We start from the raw sequence: 17026 nt of genomic DNA, 5'->3' as shown, positions 1-17026 counted from the left end.
AAGCAGCCGTATGAAAATAAGATTATTAAGCATTCTCTCCTTTATCTCTGTCTGTACATTTGCACAGAACAATGATATTTGGACGGCTTTCTATAATCCAGATACTGATGATATCGGCTTTAAAAATTCCAAAGGTGAGGTAATGATTAAACCAAGATTCAGAGGTCTTATTTCAGCTCGTAAGTTTGATAAAATAATAGCCTTAATGGATGATGAAAATTTCTCAAGAGTATATTATATGCTGAAAAATGGGAAGACATTTGGAAAGGACAGCACTTATATCTTTGATATGACTTTTGATTGTGAAAGTGAGGGATTCATTAGATTTCACGATTCCAAAACGGATAAAGTCGGAATGTTTAATCACGAAGGCAAAATTGTAATTCCAGCCAAATACAGCGACTTATTCCCTGTAAAAAATGGAATGACCATCGCGCTACAAGGGGCATACAAAGAATATTGGGAAAAACATAATGAGCACTCCGGGTGCAACCATTGGAGCTGGGTAGGTGGCAAGAATGTTTTAATCAATTCAAAAAATGAAATTCTCGTTGAGGATTTTCCAGAGCCGAAAAGTTTAGATATCTATTCCTTAAAAGTAATTGAAAAACCAATTAAGGACGAAAACCGAATCAATGTTTTAGGAAAAAATGGAAAATATTATTCTTTCGTGGACAATGAAAAACTTTTTAAAAACTTCATCGAAAAATTGATTAAAAATCTAAACAAAGAATATCTTCTAAAAAATTCCTATAAAGAAATCGTTTATTGGGATGAAGAAAAAGGCTGGATTTCTGCTCCTGCAAAAGATTTTATAGAAAAAAACTATACTATACTTTCAGAGAAATTGAAGGCTTATTTTTCTAAAAAAGACTATCAACTTTCGGATTATACCCCTCTTACCGAAAAAATAGAAAAAGAATTTGAACATCATTACAACAATTGCGGCGAAAGAGATATTAACAGATTTCCTATTTTTAACCTGATAATATCCTATTATGAAAAAGGGAAATTCAGCCATCAAGACCATTTTAATTTCATTAAAACCGAAGAAGGGATACAGTTCATCAGCTGTACTATTAGAAACCACACTTTAAAGTAAATCTTATGCAACTGATTTTAAACATACTTATCGTTTTTATCATCATTAATACACTGATAAAACTCAGTTTCTGGAAGCTCTGGCAAGTTGCCATAATGGGAGTATTATCCGCTGGCTTCCTGCTCTTTGCCTATACCTATGCCATAGAGCAGTCTCAGGTTACGATACAGCAGGCATTAGAAAACACAAAAGTCCTCAGCAATATGGCAGTACTCGTGAGTATAGAAGCAGGGTTCTGCATTGGCTTTTGCTTCTTAGCCCTCCGCACCCTCTTCTTGGGCAAGGAAAGCCGAGGCTATAAAATCCTGAAATGGTACCCAAGCCTACTGATATTTCCAGTGCTGTTTTACCTGCTTACACAGTCTATTTTTTATTTCTCTGGGGCAGATTTCTTTACCACCACTACGGTGCTGGCAATAGGTGTACTCCTGCTGATTATCGGTGGAGCATATGGCATTAAGGAACTCCTGCCAGAGGAAGATTTTAGATTAGAGGTACATTTCCTCACTAGCCTGTTTATCACTATTCTAGGGCTGATTTCCACAACCAATGGCAATACTATCTATGTCCCTAAAAGTGAGCCGATGAACTTCACTGCCTTAGGGCTTACCTTCCTGCTCTTTATAGGGATGTTTATCTTAGGTTTCTTCATTAATAAAATCTGGTGGAGGATAAGGAAGACTAAATAAGCTACAAACACAGATAAAAAAAGTAAAGCACGGATAATTTCACCCGTGCTTTTTGCTTGTGTATAAGCTGAAAAGTTTAAATTTTCAACTTTAAAAACAAACTGACCTCCTCCCCTACTTCATCTTTGAATAGATAAAAGCAGCAGCATATACCCCTGCGGTTTCGGTGCGAAGGCGCTGGCTTCCGAGCGTTACTGCCCTTATCCCAAGAGTAGAGAGCTGCTCAATCTCGGCAGTGGAGAAATCCCCCTCAGGACCGATGAGTATCGTAAGTCTGTTCTCTACTTTAAGCTCCTGTATGGGAATGCGTACCAAGCTTCTATCACAATGGGCTACGAAAGTCTTTTCTGGATCTATGGTTTTCAGAAAATCGCGCAACTTCACCAAATCATTCACAATTGGGAAATGCACCCTCAGACTTTGCTTAGAGGCAGCTATCGCCTGTTTTCGGATTTTTTCTATGTTGATATTCTTTCGCTCGCTGTTATCTGTTTGGAGAAATGTAATCTCGGAAATGCCCATTTCTGTAGCTTTTTCTACGAAGAACTCTGTACGGTCTATATTTTTTGTAGGAGCTATCGCGATGTGCAAACTCGGAGTAAAGGCGGGCAAGTCAGCCTGTATGTCCTCTACTCCGAGCAGAGCTTTCTTCCCTTCTATGATAAGTTTCCCGTGAGCGAGATTCCCCTTCCCATCAGTAATGGAGAGGCTTTGCCCATCTTTCATTCGGAGAACTTTCAAGATGTGCTGCTGCTCATCTTCATTGATTTCTACCTGAGGAAATACTTTACCATAAAAGATTTTCATTTCTCGGCTTCAGTTTCGTTAAAACTTATTTTCTACTCCTGCAGCATTGAGCATTAAATAGTGCAGATCGGTGTTTTTCACGAATGGTTTCAAGAGCTCCATACCAGGACCATACACAGCAAGCTCCACATAATCACCAGAATGGTCCATACTAATCCAGCCTACGGAATCGTACTTTTTCTGTATATCGGCAAAGAATTTAAACGGAAGTTTCTTATAATTATAGAGCCCGTCTTCTTTCTCCAAGCCGTTGTAGAAGCCTATAATATGCTTAGCTTCATCATCAGTAAGAGCGAAGCCATTAACTTCTCTTACCCATTCTTTCACTTGGTTGGGCGTATAGTCTGGCTTTATCTCGTTGAGGAGAAACTCATTGGTATATTTAAAGTCGGCAATACTGTCAAATCCCTTATTCGCACCAGAGCCATAGATAGTTCCAGGGTTTGCATTTCCGTGGTCTGTAGTGATGATTACGAGGGTCTCTCCGTCCTTTTCTGCAAAATCCATTACAACCTTAATAGCCTCATCAAATGCGAGTTGGTCGTGTATCAATGCAGCGACATCATTTCCGTGTGCTGCCCAGTCTACCTTCCCTGCCTCTACTTGGAGTACAAAACCTTGCTTGTGGTCTTTCATCTGGTCTATGGCTACTTTTGCCATTTCTGCCAGTGTAGGTACAGATTGTAGCTCTTTATTCGAACTTCTGTCTATGGAGTAAGGCAATGCTCCGTGGTTAAAAACCCCCAATATCGGCTTATTTTTATCTACTTTTTTAAAGTCATTTCTATCTTTAAAAATCTGATAACCTTTCTGTTTATAGAGGGCATATACATCTTTTTTATCCGCTCTTTTTTCAGGGTTAAAGTTTTCATCTCCACCACCCATCATTACATCAAAGCCTATATTTGCGTACATTTCTGCAATTTCTGGCTCTGCTTTTCTCTTTTGGGAATTTATACAAAATCCTGCTGGTGTAGCGTGGGTTATAGTTACCGTTGTTACACACCCCGCTTTTTTACCTTTCATTTTAAATTTTTGCCATATCGGGAGGTGTTTCTCTCCATTCGCTCCGATATTGAGCACTCCGTTTTTCACTCGGATTCCTCCACCGAATGCTGAGCTCGCCGCTGCAGAATCGGTTACAATAGAGCTTGCGGAAGCGGTGTCCATCAATGCTCGGGAGACCTTATTTTCAAGGTAAAGGTTCATCCAGTTTCCATTTCTACCGAGAATTCTATTGGAGTACAGGTTTGCCATTGCCAGCGTTCCAGAGCTCATCCCATCACTTACCATAAAGATAATGTTCTTTGCTTTTTTGCCTTTTTGAGGGAGGTCTAAACTTTTTGCAGAGAGTAAGTCAAGTGGATTTACAGCGAGCAACCCAGAAAAAAGGGCTGTTCCTTTTATAAATTTCCTTCTATCCATCGGTACTATATTTTAATTATTTTTTAGTGCCCAAAGCTACGAAATAATGAGCATACAAACAAAGAGGAGGTATTCACTCTTTTATTAAAGCCTCTCTTTCTACAATAATAGAAAGACAATATCTTCCTTTTCTTTATTTAATTAATAACCATACAAATAAATTCTCCTACAGTAGAAATCCTAATTTCATCACTATGGATTTTCTATTTTATCACTATACAATCCTATTTTCATCACTACGAACTTTTCTTTCATCACTATGAAATTTCAATTTTACACTTTCATAGTATTATCAACACATTATAAACCTATAAAATTTAAGTAATAGGCAAATGGTTTTAGCTAATAAATAGGTAGCTCATTTGCTGTAAGTATCTACCATACTACGGCTAAGTGCCTCACTGGCTACGGTATTTGATATATGAAAAAAAAAGTGCCTGCCACGCCGTGGCTGCCTCACCGGCTACGGTACCATTTATAGAGGTTTTTCAGGCTAAGTTTGTTGCCATACATTAGGATTCCTGTTCGGTAAATCTTCCCTGCGGCATACACCATCAGAAGAGCGGCGCCCAAAAGCAGAAAAAGGGAAATAGCAATCTGCCAAGCAGGCACACCGTAAGGGATTCTCGCAACCATTGCAATAGGCGATGTAAATGGAATGATAGAAAGCCAAAACGCCATCGGTCCATCGGGATTATTAATGATAGAGAAGCTACCATAGACCCCAATCATCATCGGTAGCACGGCAATAAGGGTAAACTGCTGGGTTTCGGTCTCATTATCTACCGCAGAACCGATAGCAGCGTATATAGAACTGTAAAAAACATAGCCTAAAAGGAAAAACAGAATAAAAACAAGGATAATCAGCGGAAAATTCATCTCCAATAGCGTATGAGACACTTCACTAATGATAATATTAGGGTCGGTATTCCCTGTTTGCACCTCCCCACTCGGCAGATTCATCGGCAATCTATAAAAACTCGCATTAAAAAACACCGCACCTGCCACACTCATCATTATCCAAATGCTAAATTGGGTAAGAGCCACAAAAGTAACCCCAATAATCTTCCCCATCATCAGCTCAAATGGCTTTACAGACGAGATGATGATTTCCACCACTCTATTATTCTTCTCCTCTAATACACTGCGCATTACACGCACGCCATACATTAGGATAAACATAAAGGTTACATACATCAGCAGCATCCCAAGACCTGTTTTCACCCCAAAAGCAAGGTCAGTATCCGCCTTATTATCTTCATTAATGCTCTCCACATTCAGGTTAAAGGTCTTTTTAGTAATACTCTCCATCTCATTGGCTTTCAATCCCAATGCTTTTATTTTCTGCTTTTGGAGAATGGATTTTAAATCCCAAACAATGCTCTTCTTCGCCTCAAAACCAATATTATCATTCACCCAAAGCGTCGTATTCTCCTCCAATCGGTCAAAATTCTGCGCTTCTAGCTTCGGAATCACCAAGATTCCACTGAGCTTCTCTCGAGTTTCTAGGTTAGTCTTTATACTTTTCTCCGTCGGCGCTGAGATAAACCTATAAACCACATCATCAGTAGATTTCAGCTCATCTTTGAACAGCCCACTCTGGTCAGATACCTCTATAATAGCCGTAGATTTATTAATGCTAAACATAAAACCAATAAGCCCTCCAAAGGCAATAATCAGCAACGGCGTTAGAACCGTAAGGATAATGAATGATTTTTTCTTCACCTGCGTCAGGTATTCTCTTTTCGTGATTAAAATAATATTTCTCATCGTTTTTTATTTGGTTTATAATGGATTTTTTCTCTCTACAGCAGAGATAAATACTTCATTCATACTTGGGATTTTCTCATCAAACCTGCGGATATCTCCCACCGTCATCAAGTCAGAGAGAATCGCACTTTGCTCGTACTCACCAGAGACCTCAAAGCTCAAAGGCAAGCTCATATCCACAGTCTCAGAGATATTTAGGCTGTATTTTTCCTTAAATTTCGCCAGCATCTCTCGGTTGATATTGAAAATCTCCACACTAAATCTATTCTCCTTAAACCTTTCCTTCACATCGAAGAGCTTGCCGTCCAATACCTTTTGAGAATTATTGATAAGTGCTACAAAATCACACATCTCCTCCACGCTTTCCATTCTGTGTGTAGAGAGAATAATCGTCGTTCCCTCAGTTTTAAGCCTGATGATTTGCTCTTTAATTAAATTAGCATTTACAGGGTCAAAACCCGAGAAAGGTTCATCAAGAATTAAGAGCTTAGGCCTGTGAATCACCGTTACCACAAACTGAATCTTCTGCGCCATCCCTTTGGAGAGCTCGGTAATCTTCTTCTTCCACCACTGGTCTATATTCAAGCGCTCAAACCATTTCTTAGCCTCATCAAGGGCAGCCTTCCTGCTCATTCCTTTCAGCTCCCCAAAATAAATAAGCTGATCACCCACACTCATATTCTTATACAAACCCCGCTCTTCGGGCATATAGCCTATTTCCCTAATGTGCTTCAGGCAGAGAGCCTCCCCATTAATGCTTATAGAGCCCGCATCTGGCTTTATAATCTGGTTAAGCATCCTGATAAATGTCGTCTTCCCAGCACCATTAGGCCCCAGCAAACCATAAATACAGCCCTCAGGAACTTCTATACTGAAATCTTTGAGGGCTATTTTCTGACCACCGTTATAAGTCTTCGTAAGATTCTTCGCTACAAGCATATTCATTCTGTTTTAATCGTAAATTGTTCGGAGTTAATAATAAATAATTCTGAGTTAATGATATTTTAATACTCCTTACCATCACCTGCCCTTTTCAATATAAGAAAACCCGCTATCGCCGATATAATCGATGCTAAAAGTATGGCAAACTTCGCCTCCGACTGATGAAAAGCATCTTTAAACGACAGCATCGCAATGAAAATAGACATCGTAAAACCTATCCCCGCAAGGAAACCTACCCCAAGCATCTGCCCCCAACTGCTGTTCTGTGGCAATGCACTGATTTTTGTTTTAATCGCAATAAAACAAAAGCTACACACCCCCACTACCTTCCCAAGAAACAACCCGACAATAATCCCCAGCCCCATAGAAGTAAAAAGCCCATCTACCATACCTTCTTTAAACATTATATTGGTATTGGCGAGGGCAAACACAGGCATTATCATATAATTTACAGGGAAATGCAGCTTCTGCTCGAGTTTTTCAAGAGGTGAAATCTTCACCCGAGACACATTCGTAGGGATAGTAAAGGCTAAAAGTACCCCTGCAATCGTAGCGTGTATCCCAGAATGGTGCATAAAGTACCAAAGAAACACCCCAGGTACGAGATAATAGATATGTTTCGTTACCTTAAAATAATTGAGAAGCACAAGAAGGACTACAATTCCCAAAGAAAGCAAAAGATAAAGCCAATGCAGGCTCTCCGTATAAAAAACAGCAATAACAACGATTGCTCCCAAATCATCTACTATCGCCAATGCCGCAAGAAATATCTTAATCGACGGTGGCACCCTATTCCCGAGCATAGAAACAATCGCCAGCGAGAATGCAATATCCGTAGCCATCGGAATACCCCAGCCCCCAGCGTAGGGCGTGCCATAATTAAAGAAACTATAGATGATAGCGGGAATCATCATCCCGCCCAATGCAGCAAATATAGGCAGCGAGGCATTCTTAAAATTAGAAAGCTCGCCTTCTATAATCTCCCGCTTGATTTCTAAACCTACAAGAAGGAAAAATACGGCCATCAAGCCGTCATTTACCCAAGTGGCAACCGAATATTTCAAGTGGAAGACTTCCGTGCCTACTTCCGTATCTAATAATGCTTGGAATTGCTCTCCAAAAGAGGAATTCGCCGTAAGAAGTGAGGCAATTACACATAAAATTAATATAATGCCAGAGGACTGGCTACTGTTGAAAAAGTTTTTAAAATATCTTGTTAGTTTCATTCTAATCTTTAGCCTTGTTTTTCTTTATTTACGCTCTCTTCACTTTGGAAAGCCCCTCGATTTTCTTCAATTTTTTTAAGGTTTCTTCCAGCTGAGACTTGTTTTTTACTTCCAGATGAATAACACCCGAGAACACCCCATTATTAGAATCTATACTCATCCCTTTCATATCAAGGTGCATTGCATTGGTAATCACCTGAGTGATATCATTAATCATTCCCATTCTGTCTAAGCCTTCCAGCTCTATTTTTACTCTATTTTTAAAGTTCTCTTCATTTACCCACTTCGCTCTGATGACGCGATAATCATACTGTGCTCTTAGATTTACCGCATTTGGGCAGTTTTCATTATGCACTTTTACCCCTTCGGAGATAGTTACAAAGCCAAATATCTTATCACCTGGGAGCACCGTACAGCATTTCGCAAATGAGTAGTCGAGCTTCTCCTCATCTTTCCCGAAAACGATAAGATTAAGGTTTTTATCAGGCTGTTCCTCCACTGCCGTCTGTTTGGAGGGTGATTTCCTAAACCGCGAGAAGATATTACTCAGCACATTCTTGCTTTCAATATACTTTCTGATGCTGGCAGCATCTAAACTCCCATCTTGAAAGCCAAGGAAGAGCTCTTGGGAAGTTTTAAGCCCAAAGAACTTCTGCATTTTGTTTATCTCATTATCATTAAAGTTGAGCTTTGCGTGTCTCAGTTTTCTTTGGAGGATTTCCTTGCCCTCATCTACAAGGGCAGTCTTCTCTGCATTGAGGAAGGCTTTTATTTTAGATTTAGCTTTGGAGGTGATTACAAAATCTAACCAATCGGTTTTCGGTTTCTGATTCTGAGAAGAAAGTATCTCGATCTGATCTCCATTTTGAAGAATGTATGATATCGGCACTAATTTACCGTGTATCTTCGCACCGATACACTTCATCCCCAATCCCGAGTGTACAGAGAAAGCAAAATCCAATGCCGATGCCCCTCTCGGCAGTGTTTTCACATCGCCTTTTGGGGTAAATACAAACACATCTTTTGAGTAGAGGTTGAGCTTAATATTGTCTATAAAATCTGTGGTGGAGAGCGACTGCTGGTGCTCCAGAATATATCGGATTTCCTTTATCCAGCCCTCCAAATTTCGGTCTTCAGACGAGGCTTTAAAGCCCTCTTTGTATTTATAATGTGCCGCAACGCCCTTTTCAGCAATATCGTCCATCCTCTCGGAGCGAATCTGCACTTCTATCCACTTTTTATCAGGTCCCAGAACCGTCAAATGCAAGCTCTCGTAACCTGTGGAGCGCGGCTGAGTAATCCAATCCCTCATCCTTGATGGATTACTGTGGTAGAGGTCGGTTACAATAGAATAAATCTTCCAAGCGATGAATTTTTCATTCTTTATATCCGACTTATAAATAATCCGAATCGCATAATTATCATACACCTCCTCAAAGGACACACCCTGCTTCAGCATTTTTCTATAAATCGAAGAAATCGCCTTCGCTCTACCTTTTATCGAGAAGTTTAGCCCCTCTTTTGCCAATTGCTCAGAAACCTCCGTCTTAAACTCCTCTATATACTTCTCACGATGCTCTCTGGCGAGCTCCAGCTTGTCGGCAATCTCGTAATACACCTCTGAGTTGTTGTATTTTAGTGAAAGATCCTCAAGCTCGGATTTAATATTATACAGCCCCAGCCTGTGGGCAAGCGGAGCGTAGATATACGCCGTCTCGGAAGCTATTTTCTTCTGCTTGTCTGGCGCCATACTGTCCAGCGTACGCATATTATGCAACCTGTCGGCAATTTTAATGAGGATTACCCTAAAATCTTCTGATAGGGTGAGCAGGAGTTTTCTGTAATTTTCTGACTGTATAGAGAGGTTCTGGTTTGCCATTCCCGAGATTTTCGTAAGCCCACGAACGATATCAGCAATCTTCTCATTGAAAAGCCTTTTTAAGTCCTCATAAGTATATTCCGAGTCCTCAATCACATCGTGGAGCAGTGCACAAGCGATGGAAGTAGCCCCCAATCCAATCTCTTCGGCTACGATTTTCGCTACGGCAATTGGGTGGTAGATGTACGGCTCACCCGTCTTCCGCCTTTGGTCTTTGTGTGCATCGAGTGCTATGTCAAACGCCTTTCTTATCAGCCTGTTTTTATCCTCATCCAGCGCTCTGTAAGTATTTGAAATCAGGTCTTTGTACCTTGCAAGTATCTCCTTGCTCTCTTTCTCTAAGTCGTAAGCCATCTCTATTTTGCAGATTTTAGTTTGAAGTAAATAACTTTTTTCCAGAATTGTTAATAAATTCTTAATTTTTTCATTCTAATTTGCTAAAATAAGGCTTTTGTACGGAATAACCAATACTATTTCCAATGAAAGTAGGCATATAGCCTGTTCCCCTCCTTACTATAGCTCTAATTTTTAATTGGATTTTATATAGCCTAAGCTCAAACTCCTTACCTCTAAGCAGATTTTAATATAAAAAGGGCTTATCTATGAAGATCGGCTTATTGGGACATTTTCTTTAGTCCAAGCAATAGCATATGGCGTTTCTAAATATCACCGGTTGCCGTCCTTATCTCCTTTATCGTAAGGCACATAAAATTTTTATTGCTATCAATTCCATTATCTTTTTCTTCTTGTGTAAGACCATCTATATCTGCAATTTCACTATCTTCTACTAATTTATAGATGTAGCCTTGTCCAAAAATATCTCTACCGTATTTTTCTTTTAAATCATCAAATAATTCTGCTATTTTATTTTCTAAGAGTCCATCTAAAAACGACTTATAATCTTCATTTTGTGGCAATCACTCATCTACTATTTTTTTAGACTCTATAGCTTTTGCCAATTTCTCAGGTCGAGATTCCATAATCTTTTTTGCCCATTTAGTAGATTTTCTTACAGCAATATATTTACCATTATTAGCAGTTGCCAAGCCTTGTCCTCCCTCAGTAAGACAACCCAATAAAGCTATATCACCTGGTTTTAGGCTTTGTCTATATGCTTCTAATTCTTTAGCGTTTTTAGTAATGTTTTTACTTATCGAGATTTTATCCCACCACTGGTCATAGAGTTCTTTTACTTTTTTGCCGTATTTGGCTTGTATTTTTAGATTATACTCCGTAGGCTTGAATATCACACTGTTTTGTGTGTCAATATAACTTCTTTGTGTAATGACATATTTTTCAGGTTTTAACAAGTCTGTACTGCCATCTAAAAATAACAACTGATGTCATTCTTTGTGGTCTGCTTTTCTAAATGATGTAATAGAAGTATCTACCATAGTAGCCTCAAAAGGGTCGGCAGTGTCAAAAATATAAAGCAATTATTTATTTAACAGCAAGTTGCGTAGGTTGCTTTTGGTCTGAGTTGTCCAAAAGGTTTTAGGGGTGATATAGCTAAGAATACCTTTTTCTTTTAGAAGTTGTGTTCATAGAAAGAGAAAATGGTTATAAGTATCATCAGCAAAACCAAAATTCTTTTTTAATTCCTCTTTATATTCTTCTGAAATTTCTTTAGTAGAAATATACGATGGGTTACCGATAATCACATCAAAACCAATAAATCTACCACTTTCATCCTCTAATATTTCAGGGAACTCTATACGCCATTCCAAAGAATTTTGATAGATTTTATTTTCTTTTAGTTCTTTAAAATAAGCTTCTAACTTAGCTATATTGGTCTCAATATCTTTTTTATGTTTCTTTTGTTCCTTAGTAAGAGCTTCATCAAAAAGTTGCTCTGCTTCATACTTTAAATAATATTCTTGTTTTAACTTATCTAACTTTCTTTTTTCTTCACTATATTTTTCCCTATTTCTGTTTTAAAATTTTCTTTTATATCCTTTTATAAAATCTCGTAACTCCTTTTTTTGTTCCTTAGACGAAGCATTTCGATAGTTTGCTACAGCATCTCTATATGCATTAATGGATATTTTAGATTTTTCAAGTATTTCTTTTATATCAACATCCAATGAATAACGGCTAATGAGAGAATTTCCTACTTTAATATTGATATCAATATTCGGAAGGGTTTCTAATTCTTTACAATTTTCATCTTTATAGTAAGCGTGTTTTAGCAATTCTATCCAAAGTCTTAGTTGGCAAATTTTGACAGAGTTAGGATTTATATCTACACCAAAAAGACAATTTTCTATGATGGTTTGTTTTTCATAAAAAAGAGTTTCTTGCACTCTTTGGCTTTCTTTATTCTTAGGTTTATATCTAAACAATTCTCCATCTTCATCCACTATATTTAGCTCATCATTTTGCACTTCTATATTATATTCTTTTAAGCGTCTGCCATCCTTATCTACTAGTATCCCAAGGTTGTGTGCTTTATAGCAATAATCTCATTAAGTACAGATACAAGAAAGTGTCCAGAGCCCACAGATGGATCACAAATTTTTAAGCTATTAACAATTTTATTAGCTTCTTCTTTATCATTAATTTTATTATATAATTCTTCATACTTTACATCCCAACCTTTTACTTCATTGAATTTTTGTACAACAGCTTTTCGAAGTGCTTCTTTACACATATACATTGTAATCATACCGGGTGTAAAGAAACTACCATCTTGATAGCCATTAATCTTTTCAAAAATAAGCCCTAATACAGAAGCATTTATCAGTGTTTTGCTCTCCTCTTGTATTTCACCTGTACCATCACTACTGAAATTATAAGAATCTAAAAACTCAAATAAGTATTGCAAGGAGTTTTTATCTCCTGTTACTCTCTTTCCATTCCTGTCTTTCAAAACAGATAAAGCGAAAATAGGAATAGCCTTATCATTAGACAAATTACTTATGAATAATGTGATGTATTCAAGCTCAGTAGGCTCAAAAAGAGAACTGTTAAGATATGGAATTTTACTATAAAATTCTTTTATCTCATCTGTTCTATCTTCATAATTTTTAGCTAAAACCTGAAAGAATAATTTATTCAGATTATCATAATCTGGAAGCCTTTCTGAATTTAAAAAGGAATAAGCTCTATCACCACTATGATAGGAAATAAGCTGAGATTCCAATAATTTCAGAAATAAAACTCTATTAATCCAAGTAATATTAAGTTCTAAAGCAATATTAAAGAGTCGCTCTTCTTTACTTACTCCATATCGAGATGGATTGTTCACACGATCAACTTTATCTAATGCTTCCAGTTGCTGAATAGTATCTTCCAATAATGTTCCAGAATGTCTATATCCTTCTCTTTTTCGTTGAATAAGATTTTTTCCTCCATCTGTTGTAACCTCTTCTAATCCCATAATATGTAATAGCTCTCTATAAAATCCCCTATCAAGAGTATTACTATCATTCAAAAAAGGCAACTTTAACAAGTGAATTGGCGACAAGATTTTATATAGCTCAACAAGGCTATTATCCCCCTCTTTCTCTACTCTATTTTTATAATCATTAAGATTAAAATAGGTAAATTCTATTTCACTTTTTACTTCTTCTATATAGTTTTTAGCTATCTCAGAATAAAATTTATCTGTAGTATTAAAAGACAATTGACCTCCCTTAAAGTCTTCAAATTCCTTTCGAAGTTTTTTATTATTATAAAACTTCTCAAAAACTATTGCATCAAAAATAAACCACTCATAGACATTTGAAATAATAAGATGTTTAATTTCTTTATTATTCTTTCATTCAAGAAATACCAGAGTAGTTCCTGCATAGCCTTAGTATTAAGATTATCACAAAATACCATCTCTGCTTTATTGGTAATTTTTTTTCGTCTCAATAATTACTCCTACTGGAGTATTTGCATTATCTCCATTATGAATAACTAAATCTTGCCTTCCTGTCGTATTAATATAAAAATCATTCTTATAGTAAGAATCATTCATAAATTCCCTAATCAAGTTCTTATTATACTCTTCTGATTCATTATCATTAGTATTATTTAATAATTTATCGAAATTCTCTTTAAAGTTTTCAATAGTTTTTCTATCTATTCCTTGCTTTAGAAAAGCCTTATTTAATGATTTCTTTGGAGTTAATTTATTTTGATTCATACTTTATTTTAAATTATTCACAAACAAAAGTATAAACCAATTTCATTTCATACAATCCGCACTATTGATTTTAATAAAAAAATGGAGAGCGATAGCTTCACTCTCCAAATTTGATAATCCATTAAACCCGAAATCCTACTTCCCAATACAAAACTTAGAAAATATATTCCCTAAGACCTCATCATTGGTAAATTCCCCCGAGATTTCGCCGAGATGCTCCAAAGCAGTGCGAAGTTCGTATGCCAAAAGCTCCGTCTGTATGCCCATTGACACCGCTTCCTCCACTTTCTGAACAGAATTAAAGGATTTCTGCAACGCCTCGTAATGCCTTTGATTGGTGATGACTACGGCATTCTCCTCGGTTTTCAGCTCCTCAACATAGTTGGCGAGTTCAGCTTTCAAAAGTTCAATATTGATATTATCACGAGCGGATATTCCCATTATCGTATCGGTATAATAAGGGACAAGCTCGGCTTTCAGCTGTGCATCAAAAGAGTTAAGAGTAGGCTCTTCCCTATCCACGAGCTTATCAATCTTATTGTGCAGCAAGATTACCTTTAAATCCTCTCGATAAATCTCTTTTATAAAGCTAATGACCTCCTCTGCGGTGGAATCAAACTCATCATAAAGATAAAGGAGAATTTTCGCGGTGGAAATCTTTTCTTTGGCTTTCTTTACGCCTATTTCTTCGATTTTGTCCACCGTTTCGCGGATACCCGCCGTGTCTATAAACCTAAATGCCGTCCCCTTAATGTGCAGCACCTCCTCAATCGTGTCTCTGGTTGTACCCGCAATATCACTGACAATGGCTCTTTCCTCTTTCAAAAGGGCATTGAGAAGGGTAGATTTCCCAGCGTTGGGCTTGCCGATGATGGCTACATCTATTCCGTTTTTCATCGCGTTGCCGTATTGGAAGCTGTCGATAAGGCTTTGAAGTTTTGTTTTAAGATTTTGAAGCAATTGATTAAGGGCGGAGCGGTCGGCAAACTCTACATCTTCCTCCGAGAAGTCAAGCTCCAGCTCTATCAGCGAAGTGAAGTTCAGTAAGTCATTCCTTAGAATAGAAATCTCCTGCGAAATTCCACCTTTCAGTTGATTGAGCGCCATTTTTCTCGCTGCCTCGTTCTCCGAAGCAATAAGGTCGGCAATGGACTCCGCCTGCGAAAGGTCTATCCGCCCATTCATAAAGGCACGCATTGTAAATTCGCCCGCCTTAGCCATCCTCGCACCGTTATTGATGAGCGCTTCAAGGATTCTTTTTGCGATATGCGGAGAGCCGTGGAAAGATATTTCCACAGAATTTTCAGCGGTAAAGGTTCTCGGAGCATAAAACACAGAGACCATCACCTCATCGATCACCTCATCATTATCTTTTATAAAACCATAATGAACGGTATGCGTCTTCACCGCCTCTAAATCTTTCCCCTCAAAAATTTTATTGGTAATGCTCACAGCATCCTCACCCGAAACACGGATAATGCCGATCGCCCCCACTCCATTAGCCGTAGCCAATGCACAAATAGTATCTTGATTCATAAGTGCAAAAATAAGAAAATCCGCCCTTTGGAGCAGAGGGCTTTGCTACTCGATATAATCTATAAAAAGACCTGTTTCAAGAAAGAGCAAAACACTGCAATCTGGAGAGAATTATTATATTTGATGACCAATTTTATAGCGAATGAACAGATTTTCTCTCTGGGCAGTATGTATTTCTGCTTTCAGCTTTGCCCAGAATATCAGCCAGAAATTAGATAAATCCATCAGCAATTTACTCAATACAAATGAAGCATACTCTGCTAATATCTCCTTTTTCGTAAGCGATAGCAAGGGAAACCTCATTTACGAATATCAAGGGAATAAAGGGCTCTCAACGGCTTCTACACAAAAAATCTTCTCAGCAGGTGCAGCGCTGGAGACTCTGGGGAGCAGCTACCGATACACCACCACTGTATCCTATTCAGGAAAGGTAGAAAGCGGGAATGTCTCGGGGGATATTATCATCACCTCAAACGGAGACCCTACGCTCGGAAGCTGGCGATACGAAGGCTACAAACCCGAAGACTTTAAACAAAAATTGCTCTCTTCACTCACCCAAAACAATATCTCCAAAATCTCTGGGAACATCATAATTGATGATTCTTGGTTTGATTTGCAGACTATCCCTGGCGGATGGGCTTGGGACGACTTGGGGAACTACTACGGAGCAGGTGTGTGGGGAGTCAATTGGAGGGAAAATCAGTTTGACCTGAACATAAAAGGCAGCGAAATACAGTCCGCCAACATCCCCTTGCCCAATCTCCACTGGGCTTCTGAACTAAAGGCAAAGGGCAGTACAGACCAAAGCCTCATCTTCACTGCACCGCACTCGGAGGTAGCGCTTATCAATGGCAACCTGCCCTCTGGGAAGCTAATGACCGTATCTGGCGCTACCCCAAACCCACCGCTAAGCCTCGGCTATGAGGTGAAAAGCTGGCTCAAAGAAGCGCAAATCTCCTTCTCGGGAGAAATCCTCACTTCCTCTGGCGAAAAGTTCAAAGGCAATGCCTCTCCCCTACCTTCCTCAAGCACTAAGATTTTGGAGTACTACTCGCCCACGCTAGACAAGATCGTCTTCTGGTTTCTCAGAAAGAGCGTAAATCTCTACGGGGAAACCTTCATAAAGACCATTGCAAAAGAGAAAACAGGCGAGAGCAACTACAAAACAGGCATAGCATTGCTCAAAAACTTCTGGGCAAGCAAAGCGGGGATACACAAAGCAATGATTAATTTTGCAGACGGCAGTGGGCTCTCCCCACAAAATTATGTCTCCGCAAAAGCAGAAGTACAAGCACTCCTCTGGGCAAAAAAGCAAAACTGGTTTAATGCCTTCTATGACGCCCTACCCACCCTAAACGGTATGAAGATGAAGAGCGGCACCATAAGAAATACCAAGTCTTTCGCGGGCTATCACAACGGCTACACCTTCTCCATCATCATCAATAATTACCAAGGGAATAATGCCACAGAAGCGCTCTACAAAGTATTAAACCACCTGAAATAAAACCCTCAACCAAC

At 38.5% G+C, this 17026-nt stretch carries 16 protein-coding genes and 1 pseudogene; 3 read left to right on the top strand and 14 right to left on the bottom strand.

Translation table 11 applies throughout. The annotated features are described in order from the left end of the window. The first annotated feature begins 10 nt into the window (after positions 1-10). Together D8991_RS02765 and D8991_RS02760 are read left to right on the top strand one after the other, a co-directional pair. Entirely contained in the window at positions 11-1102 is a 1092-nt protein-coding gene (locus D8991_RS02765) for a WG repeat-containing protein (RefSeq protein ID WP_120488662.1), read from the top strand. A 5-nt stretch (positions 1103-1107) separates the two neighbouring features. After that, positions 1108-1791: a hypothetical protein gene (locus tag D8991_RS02760; RefSeq protein ID WP_245957168.1), complete on the top strand. Its 684-nt coding sequence runs from the start codon at positions 1108-1110 to the stop codon at positions 1789-1791. A 114-nt stretch (positions 1792-1905) separates the two neighbouring features. Here the strand turns inward: D8991_RS02760 and D8991_RS02755 are convergent, their stop codons facing one another. From D8991_RS02755 to mnmE, 14 genes and pseudogenes are all read right to left on the bottom strand, one after another. After that, positions 1906-2598, bottom strand: coding sequence for an RsmE family RNA methyltransferase (locus D8991_RS02755; RefSeq protein ID WP_120488661.1), 693 nt, complete (start codon positions 2596-2598; stop codon positions 1906-1908). A gap of 18 nt (positions 2599-2616) precedes the next feature. Next, on the bottom strand, positions 2617-4023 hold the full coding sequence (locus D8991_RS02750) for an alkaline phosphatase (protein ID WP_120488660.1): 1407 nt from the start codon (positions 4021-4023) through the stop codon (positions 2617-2619). 456 nt (positions 4024-4479) lie between these two features. Further along, positions 4480-5793 (bottom strand): ABC transporter permease, encoded by a 1314-nt coding sequence (locus D8991_RS02745; RefSeq protein WP_120488659.1) that lies wholly within the window; start codon positions 5791-5793, stop codon positions 4480-4482. A 15-nt stretch (positions 5794-5808) separates the two neighbouring features. Further along, on the bottom strand, positions 5809-6732 hold the full coding sequence (locus D8991_RS02740) for an ABC transporter ATP-binding protein (protein ID WP_120488658.1): 924 nt from the start codon (positions 6730-6732) through the stop codon (positions 5809-5811). 65 nt (positions 6733-6797) lie between these two features. Beyond that, positions 6798-7961, bottom strand: a complete 1164-nt coding sequence (gene nhaA, locus D8991_RS02735) for a Na+/H+ antiporter NhaA (RefSeq protein WP_120488657.1) — start codon at positions 7959-7961, stop codon at positions 6798-6800. Between the two features lie 28 nt (positions 7962-7989). Next, a complete protein-coding gene (locus tag D8991_RS02730) occupies positions 7990-10194 on the bottom strand; it encodes a RelA/SpoT family protein (RefSeq protein WP_120488656.1) in 2205 nt (734 codons plus the stop codon). A 305-nt stretch (positions 10195-10499) separates the two neighbouring features. Beyond that, complete coding sequence (locus tag D8991_RS08960; RefSeq protein ID WP_185123855.1) at positions 10500-10757, bottom strand: hypothetical protein; 258 nt, start codon at positions 10755-10757, stop codon at positions 10500-10502. Next, positions 10758-11177 (bottom strand): hypothetical protein, encoded by a 420-nt coding sequence (locus D8991_RS08955; protein WP_185123854.1) that lies wholly within the window; start codon positions 11175-11177, stop codon positions 10758-10760. Positions 11178-11381: 204 nt separating this feature from the next. Further along, entirely contained in the window at positions 11382-11627 is a 246-nt protein-coding gene (locus D8991_RS08985; RefSeq protein ID WP_394364124.1) for an Eco57I restriction-modification methylase domain-containing protein, read from the bottom strand. 147 nt (positions 11628-11774) lie between these two features. After that, positions 11775-12224 carry an Eco57I restriction-modification methylase domain-containing protein gene (locus D8991_RS02715; protein WP_120488655.1) on the bottom strand — a complete coding sequence of 150 codons (450 nt, stop codon included), beginning with the start codon at positions 12222-12224 and terminating at the stop codon, positions 11775-11777. A 41-nt stretch (positions 12225-12265) separates the two neighbouring features. After that, positions 12266-13219, bottom strand: coding sequence for a type IIG restriction enzyme/methyltransferase (locus D8991_RS08950; RefSeq protein WP_455550135.1), 954 nt, complete (start codon positions 13217-13219; stop codon positions 12266-12268). Between the two features lie 105 nt (positions 13220-13324). Further along, a pseudogene (locus D8991_RS09170) lies at positions 13325-13665 on the bottom strand (DUF7149 domain-containing protein); the annotation flags it as partial. Between the two features lie 7 nt (positions 13666-13672). Continuing rightward, positions 13673-13972 (bottom strand): DUF7149 domain-containing protein, encoded by a 300-nt coding sequence (locus D8991_RS08945; RefSeq protein WP_185123852.1) that lies wholly within the window; start codon positions 13970-13972, stop codon positions 13673-13675. Positions 13973-14107: 135 nt separating this feature from the next. Beyond that, positions 14108-15508, bottom strand: a complete 1401-nt coding sequence (gene mnmE, locus D8991_RS02705) for a tRNA uridine-5-carboxymethylaminomethyl(34) synthesis GTPase MnmE (RefSeq protein WP_120488654.1) — start codon at positions 15506-15508, stop codon at positions 14108-14110. Between the two features lie 142 nt (positions 15509-15650). Here mnmE and dacB point away from each other — a divergent pair, with 142 nt between their 5' ends. Continuing rightward, the gene (gene dacB / locus D8991_RS02700; protein WP_120488653.1) at positions 15651-17012 is read left to right on the top strand and encodes a D-alanyl-D-alanine carboxypeptidase/D-alanyl-D-alanine endopeptidase; all 1362 of its coding nucleotides are present in this window, start codon (positions 15651-15653) and stop codon (positions 17010-17012) included. The last annotated feature ends 14 nt before the right edge of the window (positions 17013-17026 follow it).

It is taken from the genome of Bergeyella cardium, assembly GCF_003614945.1.
Classification (GTDB): domain Bacteria; phylum Bacteroidota; class Bacteroidia; order Flavobacteriales; family Weeksellaceae; genus Bergeyella_A; species Bergeyella_A cardium.
Note: the sequence above shows the minus strand (reverse complement) of the source record. Positions and strands in the feature narration are given on the sequence as shown.

Bases quoted from the DNA above. Each gene is read 5' to 3' on its own strand.
- D8991_RS02765 (WP_120488662.1), top strand. From the start codon at position 11: ATGAAAATAAGATTATTAAGCATTCTCTCCTTTATCTCTGTCTGTACA.
- D8991_RS02760 (WP_245957168.1), top strand. From the start codon at position 1,108: ATGCAACTGATTTTAAACATACTTATCGTTTTTATCATCATTAATACA.
- D8991_RS02755 (WP_120488661.1), bottom strand. From the start codon at position 2,598: ATGAAAATCTTTTATGGTAAAGTATTTCCTCAGGTAGAAATCAATGAA.
- D8991_RS02750 (WP_120488660.1), bottom strand. From the start codon at position 4,023: ATGGATAGAAGGAAATTTATAAAAGGAACAGCCCTTTTTTCTGGGTTG.
- D8991_RS02745 (WP_120488659.1), bottom strand. From the start codon at position 5,793: ATGAGAAATATTATTTTAATCACGAAAAGAGAATACCTGACGCAGGTG.
- D8991_RS02740 (WP_120488658.1), bottom strand. From the start codon at position 6,732: ATGCTTGTAGCGAAGAATCTTACGAAGACTTATAACGGTGGTCAGAAA.
- nhaA (WP_120488657.1), bottom strand. From the start codon at position 7,961: ATGAAACTAACAAGATATTTTAAAAACTTTTTCAACAGTAGCCAGTCC.
- D8991_RS02730 (WP_120488656.1), bottom strand. From the start codon at position 10,194: ATGGCTTACGACTTAGAGAAAGAGAGCAAGGAGATACTTGCAAGGTAC.
- D8991_RS08950 (WP_455550135.1), bottom strand. From the start codon at position 13,219: ATGGGATTAGAAGAGGTTACAACAGATGGAGGAAAAAATCTTATTCAA.
- D8991_RS08945 (WP_185123852.1), bottom strand. From the start codon at position 13,972: ATGAATCAAAATAAATTAACTCCAAAGAAATCATTAAATAAGGCTTTT.
- mnmE (WP_120488654.1), bottom strand. From the start codon at position 15,508: ATGAATCAAGATACTATTTGTGCATTGGCTACGGCTAATGGAGTGGGG.
- dacB (WP_120488653.1), top strand. From the start codon at position 15,651: ATGAACAGATTTTCTCTCTGGGCAGTATGTATTTCTGCTTTCAGCTTT.